A 17,628-nucleotide genomic window follows, 5' to 3' on the forward strand; every position below is an offset into this window, starting at 1 on the left:
ACTCACGGTGAAGATGAATATCGAGCTGCGATATTCATCTGTCAGGGCAAGCATGGCAAGCTACGCGACCTTCGAGGATTGATCTGAATGCGACAGCCCTACCGTTCCGCCTTGTTCGCCAGCCTGCTTTTGGTTATCTGCGCCGGTGTGCTGTGGGCGGCGTATGACTGGTTCCAGGGCCGCTACCTGCGCGCGTTCAGCGAACACACGGCGGTTTTCTCCGGCGACGCCCTGCGCCTGCCCGCCGAGCTGTCAGGCCCCGGGCCGATCCGCCTGGTGCATTTCTGGGACCCGGCCTGCCCGTGCAATGTCGGCAACCAGCAGCACCTGGGCGAGTTGATCGAGCACTACGCGCCCAAGGGCGTTGAGTTTTATGCCCTGCAAAAGGCCGGCAGCCACGGCAAGCTGCCCGATAACCTGCGCAAAATGAAAACCCTCACGGCCCTCGACGGCGCCGACCACGTGCCGGCCACACCGGCCGTGGGCATTTGGGATCGCACCGGCAAGCTGGCGTATTTCGGCCCCTACAGCGAAGGGCTGACGTGCAATTCCAGCAACAGTTTTATCGAACCGATCCTCCAGGCCCTGGAGGCCGGGCGCGAAGTCGATGCCACCCACACCCTGGCGGTGGGCTGCTATTGCCAATGGGGCAATGCGTCAAACTGAACACAAGCTGTTCGACCGGCAAACTCCAGTCACCCGGCCCGCAGGCTGCTGTATCGTAGGTTTCCAGCGGGTTTGTAAGCAGACGACAGGAACACATGAGCCAGTTAACCATCATCCTCTGGATGCTCAACGTCATCGTTGATACATCCGGCCAACTGGCATTCAAAGCTGCCGCCTCCGCCAGCGCCGAGCATGACGGCCTGGCCCACTGGAAGCACATGCTCAAGCGCCCGTGGATCTGGCTGGGCGTCATCTGCTACGTCTTTGAATTCGTGTTGTGGCTAGCGTTTCTGTCGCTGGTGCCACTGTCGGTCGGCGTGATGCTGGGCTCGATCAATATCGTGGTGATCATGATTGCCGGGCGTTTCCTGTTCAAGGAAAGCCTGAGCAAGTGGCGGTTGATCGGCATCATGCTGATCGCCTGTGGCGTGACCGTCGTAGGGTTCGAATGATGAAACGTTTCTATATCCTGGGTTTTCTCGCGCTGATCATTTTCGACACCCTGGCGCAGGTCAGCTTCAAATTCGCCTCGGTGCACGCTGAACCGTTGGCAATGGACGCCGCCTGGCTGATTCGCGTGTTTGGTGCGCCCTGGATCTACGGCGCTTTTGTGGGCTATATCGGCGCGTTTTTCACCTGGATGACCTTGCTCAAGTACGCCCCGGTGGGCCCCGCGTTTGCAGCGTCGCACCTGGAGTTGATCAGCGTCACGTTGATTTCCGTCTGGTTGTTCGATGACAGCCTGACCTGGCCCAAAATCATCGGCGGCGCGCTGATTATCGCGGGCATTCTGTGCCTGGCGCGCAGTGAAGACGAAGCCGAAAAGGTCGTCCAGGCTGACCCTTCGGAAACGCTCGCGTAATGCTCCCTCGGGAAATTCCGCCCACCGCAGGGCTGCCTCTGCGCTGGCGGGACTTGCTCGGCCTCTCGGGCGAGCTGGCCCCTGCGCTGGCCCGCCAATTCTCGATTCCACTGCCCGCTCTACCCTGCTCCGGCACTGCCGCGCTGATCATTGCCCTGCGGGTGTTGCAGCAACGCATGCCCGGCCGCACCCGGCTGATCGTGCCGGCCTACACCTGTCCGCTGGTGGCGTTGGCTGCCCACTACTGCCCGCCGCTGCAAGTGGTGCCCTGTGATTTGCAGCAGGGCAGTATCGACCTGGACGAAACGCAACTGACGCACCTGTGCGACGAAAGCACACTGGCGGTGGTGGTCACCCATTTGGCCGGGCGCGTGGCCGATGTCGATGCCGCCAAGCGCATTGCCAGCCGCGTCGGCGCAGCGATCATCGAAGACGCCGCCCAGGCCATGGGCGCACTGGACGAAGGCCAGTCTGTCGGGCTCAAAGGCGACGTAGGCTTTTTCAGCATGGCGCTGGGCAAAGGCCTGACGACGGCAGAAGGCGGCGTGCTGTTCAGCCGCGACCCGGTGCTGCACCAGGCGCTGCACCGCCAGTGCCGCAACGACCTGCCCTTCAGCTTGGGCTGGGAACTGCTACGCAGCGCCGAACTGTGGGGGTACGCGCTGGTTTATCAGCCGCGCGGCTTGTACTACGCCTATGGCAAGGGTTTGCGCGCCGCGCTGGCACGAAGGGATGAAGTGGCGGCCGTGGGCGATGATTTCTCGGTTGACGACATCCCGCTGCATCGCCTCGGCAGTTACCGTCGCAAAGTCGGCACCGCCGCACTGGCTCGCTTGCCCGACTACTTGCAGCAAGGCCGCGAGCGCGCCTTGCGCCGCGCTGCACGCTTGAATGCTTTGCCCGGCGTCTCGGTGGTGATGGACCGGCCGGGACAGCAAGGCACCTGGCCTTTCCTGATGGTGGTGATGCCTTCCGTGCACACCCGCGATGCGGCGATGGCGCAGTTGTGGACCTCAGGGCTCGGCGTGACGCGCCTGTTTATCCACACCTTGCCCGGCTACCCCGCCGTGGCTCCGTTGTTGCAGCCGGGCGGCCAGATCACCCAGGCCGAGGCCTTCGCCAGCCGCAGTCTGTCGATCAGCAACAGCCATTGGTTGAGCGACGAACTCTTTGAACAGATCCTGATCCAGCTCAACGCTACCCTCGCCAGCCCTGATTGATCCGCGCCACCAGCCGGCTGTTCAGCTCGTTCTGTTGTTGCTGCCACAACTGCACCTGCGCCGCCGGCAATTGCTCCTGGCCATCGGACGCACTCAGCCAGCGCTTGAACTTGCTTTCATAGCTATAGGCCGACACATCCCCGGTGATGTCCGCACCGATGATCTGGCCCTCGCAGGCGCTGATCAAGTCAGTCAAATGCTGCTCAAGAAACTCGCCCTGGTCCCAATTGGTGTTCACCACTTCCGGGCTCAGCACGTCTTTGTCGATGGACAGGTAAACCGGCAACGACCGATTAAACTGCGCCAGAAACGCGCGCATCAGCTCATCCGAGTTGCTGAAGGCACGATTGCCGCGCCCGGCGCCCACCCAGTTCATCCAGCGCGTATCGACGTTGACGTTCCAGTAGGTCAGCTTGCCCTTGAGCAACGGCGACCAGTGATTTTCCCAGGCGTGGCCCAGGCCGATGTCCTGCGAACCGATGCCCAGCACATGCACATGCTCGACCTGCGGCAACCGGCTGGCCCAGTAAACCCACGAACCGCAATGAATGCCAAAGGGGTAGCGCATGTTGTCGGGGTGGTTATCGCAAATGATCAGCTGGAATTTTTGCTGCGCGGGCAGGCGGTGCAGCAACAGTTGGCTGAGGTGGTGATAGTCGCCACTGCCGGTGAACACGCAGCCGTAATCACTGGGCATTTGTGATTGCAGAGCGTTTTCCAGTTCCTTGAACTGCGCCCAGCGGCAGCCGAAGCGGATTTTTTCCTGCCAGGCTTGCAGCGGTAAAGTGGTTGCGCCGGGAATGTCAGTGACGGCACCGTCGAAATCCAGAATCAGCGGCGCGCGGGCCAGGCTCATGAGGTTTGCTCCTGATGCCACTGGTTGTCGCTTTCAAAGTGGTGACGGAAACGGTTGCCCAATTTGCGTAACAACGGGTTGCGCACCCAGACCAAGTGGCGTGTAAACGTAAAATCGGCGCCCAGACTGGCCTTGACCTGTGGGTCGGTCCAGCCTGCCACGTAAAATTTCAGGCCGTTGGCCACTGCGTACTCAAGGTTCACAAACCAGCTGACGAAGTAGAGGTTGAACTCCAGCGCCAGCGGATAATTCAGGCCGATGTACTTGTCGAGCAGCTTGCCTGCCTGCACGTAGCACAGGTTGAAGCCGATCAGCTCGTCACAGTGCCAGTAGCAGAACACGCGCCCATTGCTCGCGGAGTCCCTCAACAGGCCGCTGAAAAACTCAGGGGTCAGCAGGTCAAAATGGATCTCGCTCTGGTCGTACACCGCCTTGTACAGCCCATACAACTGCGTCAGCCACGCGTCATCGTTGAAGCGCGCATCGCCGGTGTCGAGAATTTCCACGCGCATGGCCTCGCGACTGCGCAGTTTGCGTCGGATATTTCGTCGGCGACTGTGGGACAGCCGCGCCAGGTACTCATCTATCGTGGTGAAGTTGATCGGCACATACGCCAACGCCTGACCCTCCAGGCTGATAAAACCACGCCGGGTGCAGTCTTCGATCAAGGCCTGCGCATAGCGGTTGTCCGCGTCGCTGAGCAGTGGAGAGTTGCAGGGCACGTCTTTGATGACGGTGAGCTTGCGCTGCGGCGCGCATTTCTCCTGCAGCCACTGCGCGAGGTCCTGAGGCGACACGGCCTGAGGAAACGGCGCGTATTCGCTGACCGTGGTGCCCACAAAACAGCTGTCGATTTGCAGCCACGCACTCCACAGGCCGTAGCCGGGCCAGCTGCGCACGCGTTCTACAAACGCGTCGTCAGCGGTGGTCAACAAATTAAACGGCGTGAAAAAATACGGCAGGCCCTGTTCGGACAGTCGCGCATCAAAGCCCACCGGCGGGTGCTGCAAAAAACGCCCGATCAGTGAGGGCGCTTCCAGGCAACACGCGTAGGCGGGCTGGGGGCGGCTGGAGTCTGAAGGGGGTTGCAGGGCGCAGGTCATGGCAAAAAGCTCAAAGATGACAGGTGGAATAATAGCCGCTTCGGGGTGTTCTCCACTTGAACCTCGGCTGTCACAGCAGCAATTCCCCGAGCCTTCGCCAAACCCATTAGACTCCGTTGACCTTCAAGGTGACTGACTCAAGGACCGTCCATGAAACGCAGCCTGACCGTGTTCGCTCTGCTGATTGCCGCCCTCATGGCCGGTGCCGGCTGGTATGTCTACAGCAAGCAACCGACCCGCCAGGGCACTGAAACCCTGGCCAACCTGCAAGGCACGGTCACCGTGCGCTACGACGACCGTGGCGTGCCGCACATCCGCGCCGAGAACGAGGCCGACCTCTACCGCGCCCTCGGCTACGTGCACGCCCAGGACCGGCTGTTCCAGATGGAGATCATGCGCCGCCTGGCCCGTGGCGAACTCGCCGAAGTGCTGGGGCCCAAGGTGCTGGAGACCGACAAGCTGTTCCGCAGCCTGCGCATTCGCGAGCGCGCCTTGAGTTACGTGGAACAGATGGACCACGACTCGCCTGCGTGGAAAGCGCTGCAAGCCTACCTCGACGGTATCAACCAATATCAGGACAGCCACCCCAGCCCGATGGAATTCGACGTGCTGGGCATTCCCAAACGCCGCTTTACCGCCGAAGACACCATCAGCGTCGCCGGTTATCTGGCCTACAGCTTTGCCGCCGCGTTTCGCACAGAACCCTTGCTGACGTACATCCGCGACCAGTTGGGCGGCGACTACCTGAAAGTCTTCGACCTCGACTGGCAACCAAAAGGCGCGCTGAACCTGGCCGCCAGCGACTGGAACAGCCTCGGCGCCCTTGCCACCCTCAGCGACAAGGCCCTGGCCGACAACGGCTTGCCGCAGTTCGAAGGCAGCAACGCCTGGGCCATCAGCGGCAGCCGCACCAAGAGTGGCAAGCCGTTGCTGGCGGGTGACCCGCATATCCGTTTCTCGGTGCCGTCGGTGTGGTACGAAGCGCAGCTGTCGGCGCCGGGCTTTGAGCTGTATGGCTATCACAACGCGCTGGTGCCGGTGGCGTTCCTGGGTCACAACCTGGACTTCGGCTGGAGCCTGACCATGTTCCAGAACGATGACCTCGACCTGATCGCCGAAAAGGTCAACCCGGCGAATCCTAACCAAGTCTGGTACCACGACAGATGGGTCGACATGACAGGCAGCGAGCAGCAGATTGCCGTGAAGGGCCAGGCGCCGGTGACCATCACCCTGCGCCAGTCGCCCCACGGCCCGATCATCAATGACGTGCTCGGCGAAAACGCCGGCAAGACGCCGATTGCCATGTGGTGGGCATTCCTCGACACGCAAAATCCGATTCTCGAAGGTTTCTACCAGCTCAACCGCGCCGACACCCTGGCCAAGGCCCGCGCGGCAGCGGCCAAAGTCTCAGCGCCGGGGCTGAACATTGTGTGGGCGAATGCCAAGGGCGATATCGGCTGGTGGGCGGCGGCGCAGTTGCCGATCCGCCCGGCCGGGGTCAACCCGGGCTTTATCCTCGACGGCAGCAGCGCTCAGGCGGACAAACTGGGGTTCTACCCTTTCAGCGCCAACCCCCAGGAAGAAAACCCGGCGCGGGGGTATGTGGTGTCGGCCAATGCGCAGCCGGTGTCGCCCACCGGCATGGAGATTCCCGGTTATTACAACCTGGCTGACCGTGGCCAGCAGTTGAATGCGCAGCTGAGCGACAAAAGCGTGAAGTGGGACGTGAACAACAGCCAGGCTTTGCAACTGGGCACCACCACCGCCTATGGCCCACGCTTGCTCGCGCCGTTGTTGCCGGTGCTGCGTGAAGTGGTCAAGGACCCGGCGCAATTGAAGCTGGTCGATCAGTTGGCGGCATGGAAAGGCGACTACCCGCTCGATTCCACCAGCGCCACGCTGTTCAACCAGTTCCTGTTCAACCTCACCGATGCGGCGTTCCACCCCAAGCTCGGCGACAACCTGTTCAAAACCCTGCTCAGCACCCGCGTAATCGACGCAGCGCTGCCACGCCTGGCCGCTTCACCTGACTCTCCGTGGTGGGACGGCAAGCGCGCCGACACCGTCAAACTCGCCTGGGACAACAGCCTGGCCCACCTCAAGGCCACTTTCGGCGACGACCCGAACCAATGGCTGTGGGGCAAAGCCCACACCCTGACCCACGGCCACCCGCTGGGCATGCAAAAGCCATTGGATGTGATCTTCAACGTCGGCCCCTTCCCCGCCCCCGGCAGCCACGAAGTGCCGAATAACCAATCCGCCGCGATTGGCCCTGCACCGTGGCCGGTGACCTACGGGCCGTCAACGCGCCGCCTGATCGACTTCGCCGACCCGACCCACGCCCTGACCATCAACCCGGTGGGGCAAAGCGGCGTGCCGTTTGATTCGCACTATGGCGACCAGGCGCAAACCTACATTGAAGGCGGGTATGAACAGGCGCATTTCAGTGATGAGGAAGTGACGGCGAATACGCGCGGAACCCTGAAATTACTGCCAGCCCGGTAGCAGCCTGTAAACCCGATTAATGTGGGAGCTGGCTTGCCTGCGATAGCGATGTGACTGAACTACCGCTATCGCAGGCAAGCCAGCTCCCACATTTTTTAACCGCGGTGTGGCGGCTACTGTGCCCGGAGTCGCCCCGGCGCCTCACCGTAGGTCTCCTTGAATTTCTTGCTGAACGCCGCCTGCGACTGGTACCCCACCTGCGCCGCAATATCCATCAAGCTCAACCGCGACTGACGCAGCAGGTTAAACGCCAGCTCCATACGCAACTGCGTCAGCAGCACCCACGGCGACACCCCAGCAACCTTCACAAACGCACGCATAAACGTCGCCCGCGACATGCTCGCAGCGCCAGCCAAACTGTCGATGGTCCACTCATGACCCGGCTCGGCCAGCATCGCCTGCCAGGCTTTGCTCAGGCGTTTGTCGGCGAGCAATGCGAAGGTGCCCGCCACCGGCGCCTGGCGGGTGAGCCAGGTGCGCAGAATCAGCGTGAACAGCGCCGACGACAGCGCGTCGATAAACGAACGTGCGCCCAATTGCTGCCCGTCCGCTTCACTGCGCAACAGCGCGATCAAAGCGGCCAGTTGCCCATCGCCCTGCCACTCCCGACTGGACACCACCAGATACTCCGGCAACGCCCCAAACAGCAATGACTGACGGTTGTAGTGAAAACTGCCGCAGAGCATATCCACCTCAGGCCGCTCACCGCCCAAGCGGTGCACCGGGAGCAACCCGCCGTCGATCACCGTCGGCTGCATCGGCCGGATGCGCGCGCCCTGGCTGCGCAGCAGATGCGTGGCGCCGCCGGGCATCAGCAGGATATCGCCCTCCTCCAGCGTCACGTGCTGGCCGCCCGTGAGCTCGGCGCGGCAGGTGCCGCTGATCACGATGTGATACGGCGCCACACCGAGGTTTTCCGGCGCGTGGTCCAGCGCCCAGTCGCCCTGGAACTGGCAACGTAAATCCAGACTGCCGCGCAGGTTGGCCAGCGCGATTAGCGTGTCGATCGAATTCATTTGCGAGCATCGGTCAAAAAGATGAGCGGATTGAACAATGACGCCAACCCCGAACAGCACAGACTGGCTTCACACCCCACCTGTTCAGGAGTTACCGCAATGTTCAATAACTGGTCCGACTTGCTGCCTACCGTGAAGAAAGCCTTTGGCGCACTGGGCAAGAGCAACCCGAAGATGGTCAAAGCCTACATGGCGCTGGGCGAAGCTGCCGAGGAAAACGATGTTCTCGATGCCAAGACCCGTGAACTGATTTCCATCGCCGTGGCGATCACCACGCGCTGCGACGGTTGCATCGGCGTGCACGCGGACGCAGCCATCAAGGCCGGCGCCACTCGCGAAGAAGTCGCTGCAACCCTCGCCACCGCCATTTCGTTGAATGCGGGTGCGGCGTACATCTACTCGCTGCGCGCGCTGGAAGCCTACGACACGCTCAAACCGGCGCCGCAAAGTTAAGTCGAAACTGTTGTGGCGTGACGCCCAGCCGACGGTTGAACACACCTCGCATGTGCTGGGCGTCGCGAAAGCCGCATTGATAGGCCACGGTTTTCAGCGGTGCGGGGCTGCTTTCGAGCATCACCCGCGCCGCATCTACCCGCGCTCGCTCGACAAACTCCGCCGGCGTAATCCGCGCTTCACGGGAAAACACCCGGGAGAAATTGCGCGCGCTCATATTGGCCGCCTTGGCCAGGTCGGCGATGGTCAAATCGCCGGTCAGGTTCGCCAGCACGTACAGCTGCACCAATGCCACCGCCGAGGTGGTTTCGGCGTGGGGCGTGAGGAAAGGGCTGAATTGTGACTGCCCGCCCGAACGCTGGGTGAACACCACCAAGCGTTTGGCCACACTCAACGCGACTTCCGGGCCGTGGTCTTGGGCCAGCAAATACAGCGACAAATCGATGCCCGCCGTGACCCCGGCCGAGGTGTAGAGGTTGCCGTCCTGCACGTAGAGGCGGTCGGCGTCGACCTGGGCGGTGGGGCACAGGCGCGCCAAACCAGCCGCATCGTTCCAGTGGGTGGTGACGGTTTTCCCCTCCAGCAGCCCGGCGCGGGCCAGCATGAAAGCGCCGTTGCAGATGGAACCGAAGCGCTGCGCCCGGGCAGTTGCACCGCGCAGCCAGTCGTCGAACGGGGCGCCAAAGTCTTCGAAGGGCAATTGCGGGCCGCCGGCGACCAGTAGCAGGTCGTAGGCTTGCAGGGCTTCGCTGTAGTGACGGTGGGCCTGGAGCGACAGGCCGTTGGAAGCCGCCATGCTGCCGTGTCCCAGGCCAAGCACTTCAAGCTGGTAATGATCTTCGGGCGGCAGGAAACGGTTGGCCTCGCAGAACACATCCATGGGGCCGGTCACGTCCAGTGACTGGACGCCGGGGAAGATCAGGATGGCGACGGTTTTGCCCATGGGTGATGACCTTTATGACTGAGTGAACCCGAAACCCTGTGGGAGCTGGCTTGTCGGACCGCCGCACCGCTGCGATGCAGACACCTCGGTGTATCAGGTATACCGAGGTGATGCTATCGCAGGCAAGCCAGCTCCCACATTTGATTGAGTGCATCCAGAAAACCCCTTGGCACGATGTGAAGGCACATTGGCCGGGATCGCTCCCTCGTGCCGATAGCCCCGTCGCGGGCACGCGACCAGACTGGACTCATCGGCGCCACCCCCGGCGCTTTGTTGAGGAGAACGACCATGAGCACCACCATCGCCGGCATCCAGATCCCGGACAGCGCCCTGGCCAAGGCCACCACCGAATACATCCGCGACGTCGAATCCGACCTGCTCTACCACCACTCCCGCCGCGTGTTTCTGTTCGGCGCGTTGAGCGGCGAGCGCAAGCAGCTGGCCTACAACCCTGAGCTGCTGTACGTCGGCGCGATGTTCCATGATTTGGGCCTGGTGGAAGGCCATCGCAGTGACAACGAGCGTTTTGAAGTGGACGGCGCCAATGCAGCGGCGGCTTTCCTCAAACCTTATGGGCTGAGCGACGACGATATCGAGCAAGTCTGGCTGTCCATCGCCCTGCACACCACGCCGGGCGTGCCGCAGCATCTGCGCCCGACCGTCGCGCTGGTAACCGCGGGTGTGGAAATGGACGTGCTGGGCATGGACTACGCAGCGTTTCCGACCGCGCAGCGCGAAGCCGTGGTGCATGCGCACCCGCGCGGTGAAGGGTTCAAGGAGTGCATCATCTGCGCGTTTGCCGACGGCTTGCGCCATCGTCCGCAAACCACGTTTGGCAACGTGAAGACGGATGTGCTGGTGGATCAGGAGCCGGGGTTCAGGCCGATGAATTTTGTGGAGGTTATTCGCAAGTCGCCGTGGACTGCTTAATCAGCCTGAAACGCAATCAACTGTGGGAGCGGGCTTGCCCGCGATAGCGGTCTATCAGTTAACACATCAGTCGACTGATACACCGCTATCGCAGGCAAGCCAGCTCCCACATTTTGTTTCCCGTTCCGTCAGTTAGACCGGCGCAGGCGCGCGGCGCTTGTCGGGCTGTTGCCAGCCATCCGCCGCCGCTTCTTCGATCGCTTGCTGAATAGCCTTCTTGCGCATCTCTTCCGCACGACGGCTGAAGAACCACACCAGGAAAGTCACCAGCGACACTGCCAACAGAATCAGGCTGGCCACGGCGTTTATCTCGGGTTTAACCCCAAGGCGCACGGCCGAGAACACTTCCATCGGCAAGGTGGTCGAACCCGGGCCCGATACGAAGCTGGCCAGAACCAGGTCATCCAGCGACAGCGCGAACGACATCATGCCGCCCGCCGCCAACGATGGCGCGATCATCGGGATGGTGATCAGGAAGAACACCTTCCACGGCCGCGCCCCCAAATCCATCGCTGCTTCTTCGATCGACAGGTCCAGCTCACGCAAGCGCGCCGACACCACCACCGCCACGTACGCCGCGCAGAAGGTCGTGTGGGCGATCCAGATGGTGACGATGCCACGTTCCTGCGGCCAGCCGATCATCTGCGCCATGGCCACGAACAGCAGCAACAGCGACAGACCGGTGATCACTTCGGGCATGACCAACGGCGCCGTCACCAGGCCGCCGAACAGCGTGCGGCCCTTGAAGTGGCTGATGCGCGTCAGCACGAAGGCGGCCAGGGTGCCCAGCGCCACCGCCGCCACGGCGGTGTAGCAGGCAATTTCCAGGGAACGCGCCACCGAGCCCATCAACTGGGTGTTGTCCAGCAGGCCCACGTACCACTTGATCGACCAACCGCCCCACACTGTCACCAGCTTGGATTCGTTGAACGAGTAGATCACCAGGATCAGCATCGGCAGGTAGATGAATAACAACCCCGCCACCAGCATGAAACTCGAGAAACTGAAGCGCTTCATATCTTGCCCTCCATCTCTTTGGCTTGGCTGCGGTTGAACAGGATGATCGGCACGATCAGGATCGCCAGCATCACCACCGCCAGGGCAGACGCCACCGGCCAGTCACGGTTGTTGAAGAATTCTTGCCACAACACTTTACCGATCATCAAGGTTTCCGGACCGCCGAGCAGTTCCGGGATCACGAACTCGCCCACCACCGGGATAAACACCAGCATGCAGCCGGCGATGATGCCGTTCTTGGACAGCGGCACGGTGATTTTCCAGAAGCTGTTGAACGTGCTCGAACCCAGGTCCGACGCGGCTTCCAGCAGGCTCTGGTCATGTTTCACCAGGTTGGCGTAGAGCGGCAGGATCATGAACGGCAGGTACGAATAGACCACGCCGATATACACCGCGATGTTGGTGTTGAGGATCTGCAGCGGTTCGTTGATCAGCCCCATCGACATCAGGAAGCCGTTAAGCAAACCGTTGTTGCTGAGGATGCCCATCCACGCATACACGCGGATCAGAATCGCGGTCCAGGTCGGCATCATGATCAGCAGCACCAGCACGGTCTGCATCTCTTTGCGCGCGCTGGCAATCGCGTAGGCCATCGGGTAGCCGATCAGCAGGCACAACAGCGTGCTGAAAAATGCCATCTTCAGCGAGCCCAGGTACGCGGCGATGTAGAGCTCATCGTCACCGAGCATCGCGTAGTTGCCAAGGTTGAGCACCAGTTGCAGCTTCTGCTCAACGAAGGTGTAGATCTCGGTGTACGGCGGGATCGCCACGTCGGCTTCGGCAAAGCTGATTTTCAGAACGATAAAGAACGGCAGTGCGAAGAACAGGAACAGCCAGAGAAACGGGATGCCGATGACCACGTGCCGGCCACCGGGCGTTATTCGTTGCAGGCGACGTTTAAACTTCTTCATATTCATGAGCGAAGTACCACGCCGCTGTCGTCTTCCCACCACACGTAGACCTGGTCACCCCAGGTCGGTCGCTGGCCACGGCGCTCGGCGTTGGCGACAAAGGATTGCACCAGCTTGCCGCTCGGCAGTTCCACGTAGAACACGGAATGACCACCCAGGTAGGCAATGTCGTGCACCTTGCCGCTGGACCAGTTGTACTCGCAGGTCGGCATTTCGGCCGTCACCAGCAGCTTTTCCGGACGGATCGCGTACGTCACCGCTTTGTCCTGCACCGAGGTGCTGATGCCGTGGCCGACGTAAATGTTGCGGTCCAGGTCCTTGCAGGTGATGGTCGCGTGGCCTTCGGCGTCGTCGATCACTTCACCTTCGAAGATGTTGACGTTGCCGATGAACTCGCACACCAGGCGGCTGGTAGGCGTTTCGTAGATGTCGATCGGGCTGCCGATCTGGGCGATCCAGCCCAGGTGCATGATCGCAATGCGCTCGGCCATGGTCATGGCCTCTTCCTGGTCGTGGGTCACCATCACGCAGGTCACGCCAACGCGTTCGATGATCTCCACCAACTCCAGCTGCATCTGCGAGCGCAGCTTCTTGTCCAGCGCGCCCATCGGCTCATCGAGCAGCAGCAATTTCGGACGTTTGGCCAGGGAACGCGCCAACGCCACACGCTGACGCTGGCCACCGGACAACTGGTGCGGTTTACGCTTGGCGTACTCGCTCATCCGCACCAGCTTGAGCATCTCGGCCACGCGGGCGTCGACTTCGGCCTTGGGAATCTTGTCCTGCTGCAGGCCAAAGGCGATGTTCTGCGCCACGGTCATGTGCGGGAACAAGGCGTAGGACTGGAACATCATGTTGATCGGCCGCTCGTACGGCGGCATGTCGGTGATGTCCACACCGTCGAGGTAAATGCGACCTTCCGTTGGGCGCTCGAAGCCTGCGAGCATGCGCAGCAGGGTGGATTTGCCCGAACCCGAACCGCCGAGCAAGGCGAAGATCTCGCCTTTTTTGATTTCCAGGGACACATCGTCCACAGCAATCGTCTCGTCGAACTTCTTCGTGACCCGGTCGATTTTGACCAGCACCTTTTTCGGTGTCTGGTCGCCCTCGAGGGCTTTCTTATAGGCGCCGGAGGCAACTGCCATTTACGAAACTCCCAAAAAAAAGAGTGCAGAACGTCCAATACGGACGAACCCTGGATAGTTTTAGCCTTACTTGCCCGTCTTGACCTTGGTCCAGCTACGGGTCATCAAACGTTGCACTTTCGGGGGTAGCTCGAAGTTCACAAAGGTCCTGTCGAGAACCGCCTGCGGTGGGTAAACCGCTGCGTCGGTGCGTATCGATTGCTCCATCAGTTTGTCCGCCCCAGGGTTAGGGTTGGCGTAACCGACGTAATCACTGACCTGAGCGATCACCTCAGGTTGCAGTAAATAGTTGATGTAGGCGTGGGCCTCTTTGACGTTCGCGGCATCTGCCGGAATCGCCAGCACGTCAAACCACAGGTTGCCGCCTTCTTTCGGAATGGCGTAGGCGATGTTGATGCCCTTGCCGGCTTCTTTCGCACGGGCCTTGGCCTGGAACACATCACCGGAGAAACCCGCCGCCACACAGATGTTGCCGTTGGCCAGGTCCGAGATGTATTTGGACGAATGGAAGTAGGTCACGTAAGGCCGCACTTTCAGCAGTTTTTCTTCAGCCTTCTTGTAGTCGTCCGGGTTGGTGCTATTGGGGTTCAGACCCATGTAGTTGAGCACCGCCGGCAGCATTTCATCCGCCGAGTCCATGAACGACACGCCGCACGTGGCAAGCTTCTTCATGTTTTCCGGTTCGAAGAGCACGGCCCAGGAATCGATATGGTCGACGCCCAGCACTTCCTTCACTTTATCGACGTTGTAACCGATGCCGTTGGTGCCCCACAGGTACGGCACAGCGTATTGGTTACCCGGGTCGTTCTTTTCCAGGCGTTTGAGCAGCGCCGGGTCGAGGTTGGAATAGTTAGTCAGCAATGACTTGTCGAGCTTCTGAAACGCCCCGGCCTTGATCTGCTTGCCAAGGAAGTGGTTGGACGGAACGACCACGTCGTAACCGGTGCGCCCGGCGAGCAACTTGCCTTCCAGGGTTTCGTTGGAATCAAACACGTCATACACCGGCTTGATGCCCGTGGCCTTTTCGAAGTTGGCCAGGGTGTCGGTGCCGATGTAGTCAGACCAGTTATAAATATGCACAGTCGGTGCAGCCTGCACGCTGATAGCCAGCGTGATACCTGCACCCGCCAGCATGGCTTTGCGAAATAAAGAAATTGGCAAGTGAAGGTCCTCTTTACTAGTTGGGCCCGAAGTTGTCTCCCGGCAACAAAACCGGCGCGCAACTTACCCTCGATAAACCGATCCGGCAAAAACTTTCTGTCATTTAATTTGTGGGAGGGCAGTCAAACTGCCCTCCCACATGCTTCAAGGCTTATTTGCCCGACTTGATCTTGGTCCAGCTGCGTGTCATTTCACGCTGGGTTGCAGCCGGCAAGTCGGCAATGGCGTAGAGCTTGGCCTGCACATCCGCTGGCGGGTAGATGCCCGGGTCGCTGGTGATGTCTTTGTCGACCAGTGCGGTTGCCTTCTCGTTACCGTTCGGGAAACGCACGCTGTTGGTAATACTGGCCATGACTTCCGGCTTCAGCAGGTAGTTCATGAACTTGTAAGCCGCGTCGACGTTTTCGGCATCTTTAGGGATGGCGACCATGTCATAGAAGCTGCCGGCGCCTTCTTTCGGAATGTCGTAGGCCACTTTGACTTTGCCACCGGCTTCAGCGGCGCGGGACTTGGCTTGTTGCACGTCACCCGAGTAACCCACGGCTACGCAGATGTTGCCGTTGGCGAGGTCCGAGATGTACTTGGACGAATGGAAGTAGCCAATCGATGGACGCAGCTTGAGGAACAAGGCCTCGGCTTGCTTAAGGTCTTCTTTCTTTTGGGTGTCGGTCGGCAGGCCAAGGTAATGCAGCGCAACCGGCAGCATTTCGGTTGGCGAGTCGAGGAAGCTCACGCCGCAGCTTTTCAGCTTGGCGAGGTTTTCAGGCTTGAGGATGGTGTCCCAGGAGTCGATCTTGTCGATGCCCAGTGCGGCCTTGACCTTCTCCGGGTTGTAACCGATACCGATCGAGCCCCACATGTACGGGAAGGCGTGCTTGTTGTCCGGGTCGCTGACCGACACGGCTTTGAGCAGGGACTTGTTCAGGTTGTCGTAGTTGGACAGTTTGGACTTGTCCAGCTCCTGGTAAACGCCGGCCTTGATCTGCTTGGCGAGGAAGTTGTTCGACGGTACGACGATGTCGTAACCGGACCTGCCTGCCAGCAACTTGGCTTCCAGGGTTTCGTTGCTGTCGAAAACGTCGTACACCACTTTAATGCCCGACTCTTTTTCAAAGTTGGCGATGGTGTCCGGTGCAATGTAGTCGGACCAGTTGTACACGTGCAGCACTTTATCGTCTGCCTGGGCCGCGCCCGCCATTGCGCCCAACAGGGACAAGGCGAGGAGGGTCTTGCCAGCGTTCTTCAAACCTAATGCCTTCATTTGGTGATGCTCCAATTTTTCTTTTTTGGGCCACGTTCTTCATCGTTAAGCGGCCCGTCTAAGGGCAACAAAACAGGGCGACAGTCTGGCAAGTTCCGAGGCCGGCTTTCAACCAAAGCCTCATTTGTAATTGCTCAGTGCGCAGCACCCGAAAGCCGCTGCGCACTGAGCCTAGCACTTAGCCCTGCAATGCCGCCAAAGTCAGGTCCAGGCACTGGCGAGCCTTGCTTACCAGCTCGTCGATTTCAGCCTTGCTGATCACCAGCGGCGGCGAAATGATCATGGTGTCGCCTACGGCGCGCATGATCAGGCCATTTTCGAAGCAGAAGGTGCGACAGATCATGCCCACACCCCTCCCTTCGTAACGTTTGCGCGTGGCCTTGTCCTGCACCAGTTCAATCGCCCCGAGCATGCCCACACCGCGAACTTCACCCACCAGCGGGTGATCAGCCAGTTCCCTCAGACGTTTCTGCAAATACGGTGCCGTTTCGTCGTGAACGCGGCTAACGATCTTTTCATCGCGCATGATGCGGATGTTTTCCAGGGCGACTGCCGCCGCCACCGGGTGCCCGGAGTAGGTAAAGCCGTGGTTGAAATCGCCGCCTTCGTTGAGCACCGCCACCACGTCGTCGCGAACAATCAGGCCACCCATGGGGATGTAACCCGAGGTCAGGCCCTTGGCGATGGTCATCATGTGCGGCTTGAGGTCGTAGAAGTCGCTACCGAACCACTCACCGGTACGGCCAAAACCGCAGATCACTTCGTCAGCGACGAACAGAATGTCGTACTTGGCGAGGATTTCCTTGATGCGCGGCCAGTAAGTGTCTGGCGGCACGATCACGCCGCCGGCACCCTGGATCGGCTCGGCAATAAAGGCACCGACGTTGTCCACGCCGACTTCCAGAATCTTCTCTTCCAGCTGGTTGGCAGCCCATACCCCGAACTCTTCCGGGCTCATGTCGCCGCCTTCGCCATACCAGTAAGGCTGGGCGATGTGGGTGATGCCCGGGATCGGCAAGTCGCCCTGTTCATGCATATAGGTCATGCCGCCCAGGCTGGCGCCGGCCACGGTGGAGCCGTGGTAGCCATTCTTGCGGCTGATGATGGTTTTCTTGTTTGGCTGGCCTTTGATCGCCCAGTAATGGCGGACCATGCGCAACATGGTGTCGTTGCCTTCGGAGCCGGAACCGGTGAAGAACACATGGTTCATGCCCTGCGGCGCAACGTCGGAAATAGCTTTTGCCAATTCCAGCACCGGCGGGTGGGCGGTCTGGAAAAACAGGTTGTAGTACGGCAGTTCTTTCATCTGCTTGGCGGCGGCGTCTGCCAGTTCATCGCGACCGTAACCGATCGCCACGCACCACAGGCCAGCCATGCCATCGAGGATCTTGTTGCCTTCGCTGTCCCACAGGTAAACGCCGTGGGCTTTGGTGATGATCCGTGGGCCCTTCTCTTTCAATTGCTTGAAATCGCTGAACGGCGCCAAGTGATGATCGCTGCTCAAGGCTTGCCATTCACGGGTTTGCGGGTTGTTGCTGGACATACCAATCTCCTAGATGTTTCAGGTGAGGGCGCGCTG

17 protein-coding genes are annotated in these 17,628 nt (G+C 60.5%); 7 read left to right on the top strand and 10 right to left on the bottom strand.

Features of this window, described 5'->3' with window-relative positions; all coding sequences use genetic code 11:
• Positions 1 to 87 precede the first annotated feature (87 nt).
• The 4 genes from BFW87_RS09720 to BFW87_RS09735 all read left to right on the top strand — a co-directional run bounded on the left by BFW87_RS09720 (position 88) and on the right by BFW87_RS09735 (position 2,748).
• Positions 88 to 666, top strand: coding sequence for a DUF6436 domain-containing protein (locus tag BFW87_RS09720; protein WP_078739644.1), 579 nt, complete (start codon positions 88 to 90; stop codon positions 664 to 666).
• 95 nt (positions 667 to 761) lie between these two features.
• Positions 762 to 1,118, top strand: a complete 357-nt coding sequence (locus BFW87_RS09725; RefSeq protein WP_078739645.1) for an EamA family transporter — start codon at positions 762 to 764, stop codon at positions 1,116 to 1,118.
• On the top strand, positions 1,118 to 1,528 hold the full coding sequence (locus BFW87_RS09730) for a DMT family transporter (RefSeq protein ID WP_078739646.1): 411 nt from the start codon (positions 1,118 to 1,120) through the stop codon (positions 1,526 to 1,528). Before BFW87_RS09725 ends, BFW87_RS09730 begins: the two co-directional genes overlap by 1 nt.
• A complete protein-coding gene (locus BFW87_RS09735; RefSeq protein ID WP_078739647.1) occupies positions 1,528 to 2,748 on the top strand; it encodes a DegT/DnrJ/EryC1/StrS family aminotransferase in 1,221 nt (406 codons plus the stop codon). The genes BFW87_RS09730 and BFW87_RS09735 overlap by 1 nt, the downstream gene beginning before the upstream one ends.
• Here BFW87_RS09735 and BFW87_RS09740 read toward each other — a convergent pair.
• Entirely contained in the window at positions 2,726 to 3,604 is an 879-nt protein-coding gene (locus tag BFW87_RS09740; RefSeq protein ID WP_078739648.1) for a hypothetical protein, read from the bottom strand. The genes BFW87_RS09735 and BFW87_RS09740 overlap by 23 nt on opposite strands.
• Positions 3,601 to 4,707: a GNAT family N-acetyltransferase gene (locus BFW87_RS09745; RefSeq protein ID WP_078739649.1), complete on the bottom strand. Its 1,107-nt coding sequence runs from the start codon at positions 4,705 to 4,707 to the stop codon at positions 3,601 to 3,603. The genes BFW87_RS09740 and BFW87_RS09745 overlap by 4 nt, the downstream gene beginning before the upstream one ends.
• Positions 4,708 to 4,857: 150 nt before the next feature.
• Here BFW87_RS09745 and BFW87_RS09750 point away from each other — a divergent pair, with 150 nt between their 5' ends.
• Complete coding sequence (locus BFW87_RS09750; protein WP_078739650.1) at positions 4,858 to 7,212, top strand: penicillin acylase family protein; 2,355 nt, start codon at positions 4,858 to 4,860, stop codon at positions 7,210 to 7,212.
• Between the two features lie 113 nt (positions 7,213 to 7,325).
• Here the strand turns inward: BFW87_RS09750 and BFW87_RS09755 are convergent, their stop codons facing one another.
• Positions 7,326 to 8,228 carry an AraC family transcriptional regulator gene (locus BFW87_RS09755; RefSeq protein ID WP_078739651.1) on the bottom strand — a complete coding sequence of 301 codons (903 nt, stop codon included), beginning with the start codon at positions 8,226 to 8,228 and terminating at the stop codon, positions 7,326 to 7,328.
• 99 nt (positions 8,229 to 8,327) lie between these two features.
• Between BFW87_RS09755 and BFW87_RS09760 the strand changes: the two genes are divergently transcribed.
• Entirely contained in the window at positions 8,328 to 8,681 is a 354-nt protein-coding gene (locus BFW87_RS09760; protein ID WP_078739652.1) for a carboxymuconolactone decarboxylase family protein, read from the top strand.
• On the opposite strand, the gene BFW87_RS09765 is transcribed toward BFW87_RS09760, so the two are convergent.
• Positions 8,659 to 9,624 (bottom strand): GlxA family transcriptional regulator, encoded by a 966-nt coding sequence (locus BFW87_RS09765; RefSeq protein WP_078739653.1) that lies wholly within the window; start codon positions 9,622 to 9,624, stop codon positions 8,659 to 8,661. The two genes, BFW87_RS09760 and BFW87_RS09765, sit on opposite strands and share 23 nt — an antisense overlap.
• 288 nt (positions 9,625 to 9,912) lie before the next feature.
• Here BFW87_RS09765 and BFW87_RS09775 point away from each other — a divergent pair, with 288 nt between their 5' ends.
• The gene (locus BFW87_RS09775; protein WP_078739654.1) at positions 9,913 to 10,554 is read left to right on the top strand and encodes an HD domain-containing protein; all 642 of its coding nucleotides are present in this window, start codon (positions 9,913 to 9,915) and stop codon (positions 10,552 to 10,554) included.
• A 132-nt stretch (positions 10,555 to 10,686) separates the two neighbouring features.
• On the opposite strand, the gene BFW87_RS09780 is transcribed toward BFW87_RS09775, so the two are convergent.
• From BFW87_RS09780 to BFW87_RS09805, 6 genes are all read right to left on the bottom strand, one after another.
• Positions 10,687 to 11,571, bottom strand: a complete 885-nt coding sequence (locus tag BFW87_RS09780; RefSeq protein ID WP_056860728.1) for an ABC transporter permease subunit — start codon at positions 11,569 to 11,571, stop codon at positions 10,687 to 10,689.
• Positions 11,568 to 12,488: an ABC transporter permease subunit gene (locus BFW87_RS09785; RefSeq protein WP_078739655.1), complete on the bottom strand. Its 921-nt coding sequence runs from the start codon at positions 12,486 to 12,488 to the stop codon at positions 11,568 to 11,570. Before BFW87_RS09785 ends, BFW87_RS09780 begins: the two co-directional genes overlap by 4 nt.
• A complete protein-coding gene (locus tag BFW87_RS09790; protein ID WP_078739656.1) occupies positions 12,485 to 13,627 on the bottom strand; it encodes an ABC transporter ATP-binding protein in 1,143 nt (380 codons plus the stop codon). The genes BFW87_RS09785 and BFW87_RS09790 overlap by 4 nt, the downstream gene beginning before the upstream one ends.
• A gap of 66 nt (positions 13,628 to 13,693) precedes the next feature.
• Positions 13,694 to 14,788 (bottom strand): polyamine ABC transporter substrate-binding protein, encoded by a 1,095-nt coding sequence (locus BFW87_RS09795; protein WP_078739657.1) that lies wholly within the window; start codon positions 14,786 to 14,788, stop codon positions 13,694 to 13,696.
• A gap of 151 nt (positions 14,789 to 14,939) precedes the next feature.
• Positions 14,940 to 16,034, bottom strand: a complete 1,095-nt coding sequence (locus tag BFW87_RS09800) for a polyamine ABC transporter substrate-binding protein (RefSeq protein WP_078740034.1) — start codon at positions 16,032 to 16,034, stop codon at positions 14,940 to 14,942.
• Positions 16,035 to 16,227: 193 nt separating this feature from the next.
• Positions 16,228 to 17,592: an aspartate aminotransferase family protein gene (locus BFW87_RS09805; RefSeq protein ID WP_078739658.1), complete on the bottom strand. Its 1,365-nt coding sequence runs from the start codon at positions 17,590 to 17,592 to the stop codon at positions 16,228 to 16,230.
• Positions 17,593 to 17,628 lie beyond the last annotated feature (36 nt).

This window comes from Pseudomonas fluorescens, from assembly GCF_002022275.1.
In the GTDB taxonomy this organism is placed as follows: Bacteria; Pseudomonadota; Gammaproteobacteria; order Pseudomonadales; family Pseudomonadaceae; genus Aquipseudomonas; species Aquipseudomonas fluorescens_AJ.

What these genes read in the sequence shown, in the direction of transcription:
- BFW87_RS09775 (WP_078739654.1), top strand. Translation starts at nt 9,913, where the DNA reads ATGAGCACCACCATCGCCGGCATCCAGATCCCGGACAGCGCCCTGGCC.
- BFW87_RS09740 (WP_078739648.1), bottom strand. Translation starts at nt 3,604, where the DNA reads ATGAGCCTGGCCCGCGCGCCGCTGATTCTGGATTTCGACGGTGCCGTC.
- BFW87_RS09755 (WP_078739651.1), bottom strand. Translation starts at nt 8,228, where the DNA reads ATGAATTCGATCGACACGCTAATCGCGCTGGCCAACCTGCGCGGCAGT.
- BFW87_RS09780 (WP_056860728.1), bottom strand. Translation starts at nt 11,571, where the DNA reads ATGAAGCGCTTCAGTTTCTCGAGTTTCATGCTGGTGGCGGGGTTGTTA.
- BFW87_RS09730 (WP_078739646.1), top strand. Translation starts at nt 1,118, where the DNA reads ATGAAACGTTTCTATATCCTGGGTTTTCTCGCGCTGATCATTTTCGAC.
- BFW87_RS09745 (WP_078739649.1), bottom strand. Translation starts at nt 4,707, where the DNA reads ATGACCTGCGCCCTGCAACCCCCTTCAGACTCCAGCCGCCCCCAGCCC.
- BFW87_RS09735 (WP_078739647.1), top strand. Translation starts at nt 1,528, where the DNA reads ATGCTCCCTCGGGAAATTCCGCCCACCGCAGGGCTGCCTCTGCGCTGG.
- BFW87_RS09785 (WP_078739655.1), bottom strand. Translation starts at nt 12,488, where the DNA reads ATGAATATGAAGAAGTTTAAACGTCGCCTGCAACGAATAACGCCCGGT.
- BFW87_RS09725 (WP_078739645.1), top strand. Translation starts at nt 762, where the DNA reads ATGAGCCAGTTAACCATCATCCTCTGGATGCTCAACGTCATCGTTGAT.
- BFW87_RS09805 (WP_078739658.1), bottom strand. Translation starts at nt 17,592, where the DNA reads ATGTCCAGCAACAACCCGCAAACCCGTGAATGGCAAGCCTTGAGCAGC.
- BFW87_RS09765 (WP_078739653.1), bottom strand. Translation starts at nt 9,624, where the DNA reads ATGGGCAAAACCGTCGCCATCCTGATCTTCCCCGGCGTCCAGTCACTG.
- BFW87_RS09790 (WP_078739656.1), bottom strand. Translation starts at nt 13,627, where the DNA reads ATGGCAGTTGCCTCCGGCGCCTATAAGAAAGCCCTCGAGGGCGACCAG.
- BFW87_RS09750 (WP_078739650.1), top strand. Translation starts at nt 4,858, where the DNA reads ATGAAACGCAGCCTGACCGTGTTCGCTCTGCTGATTGCCGCCCTCATG.
- BFW87_RS09760 (WP_078739652.1), top strand. Translation starts at nt 8,328, where the DNA reads ATGTTCAATAACTGGTCCGACTTGCTGCCTACCGTGAAGAAAGCCTTT.
- BFW87_RS09720 (WP_078739644.1), top strand. Translation starts at nt 88, where the DNA reads ATGCGACAGCCCTACCGTTCCGCCTTGTTCGCCAGCCTGCTTTTGGTT.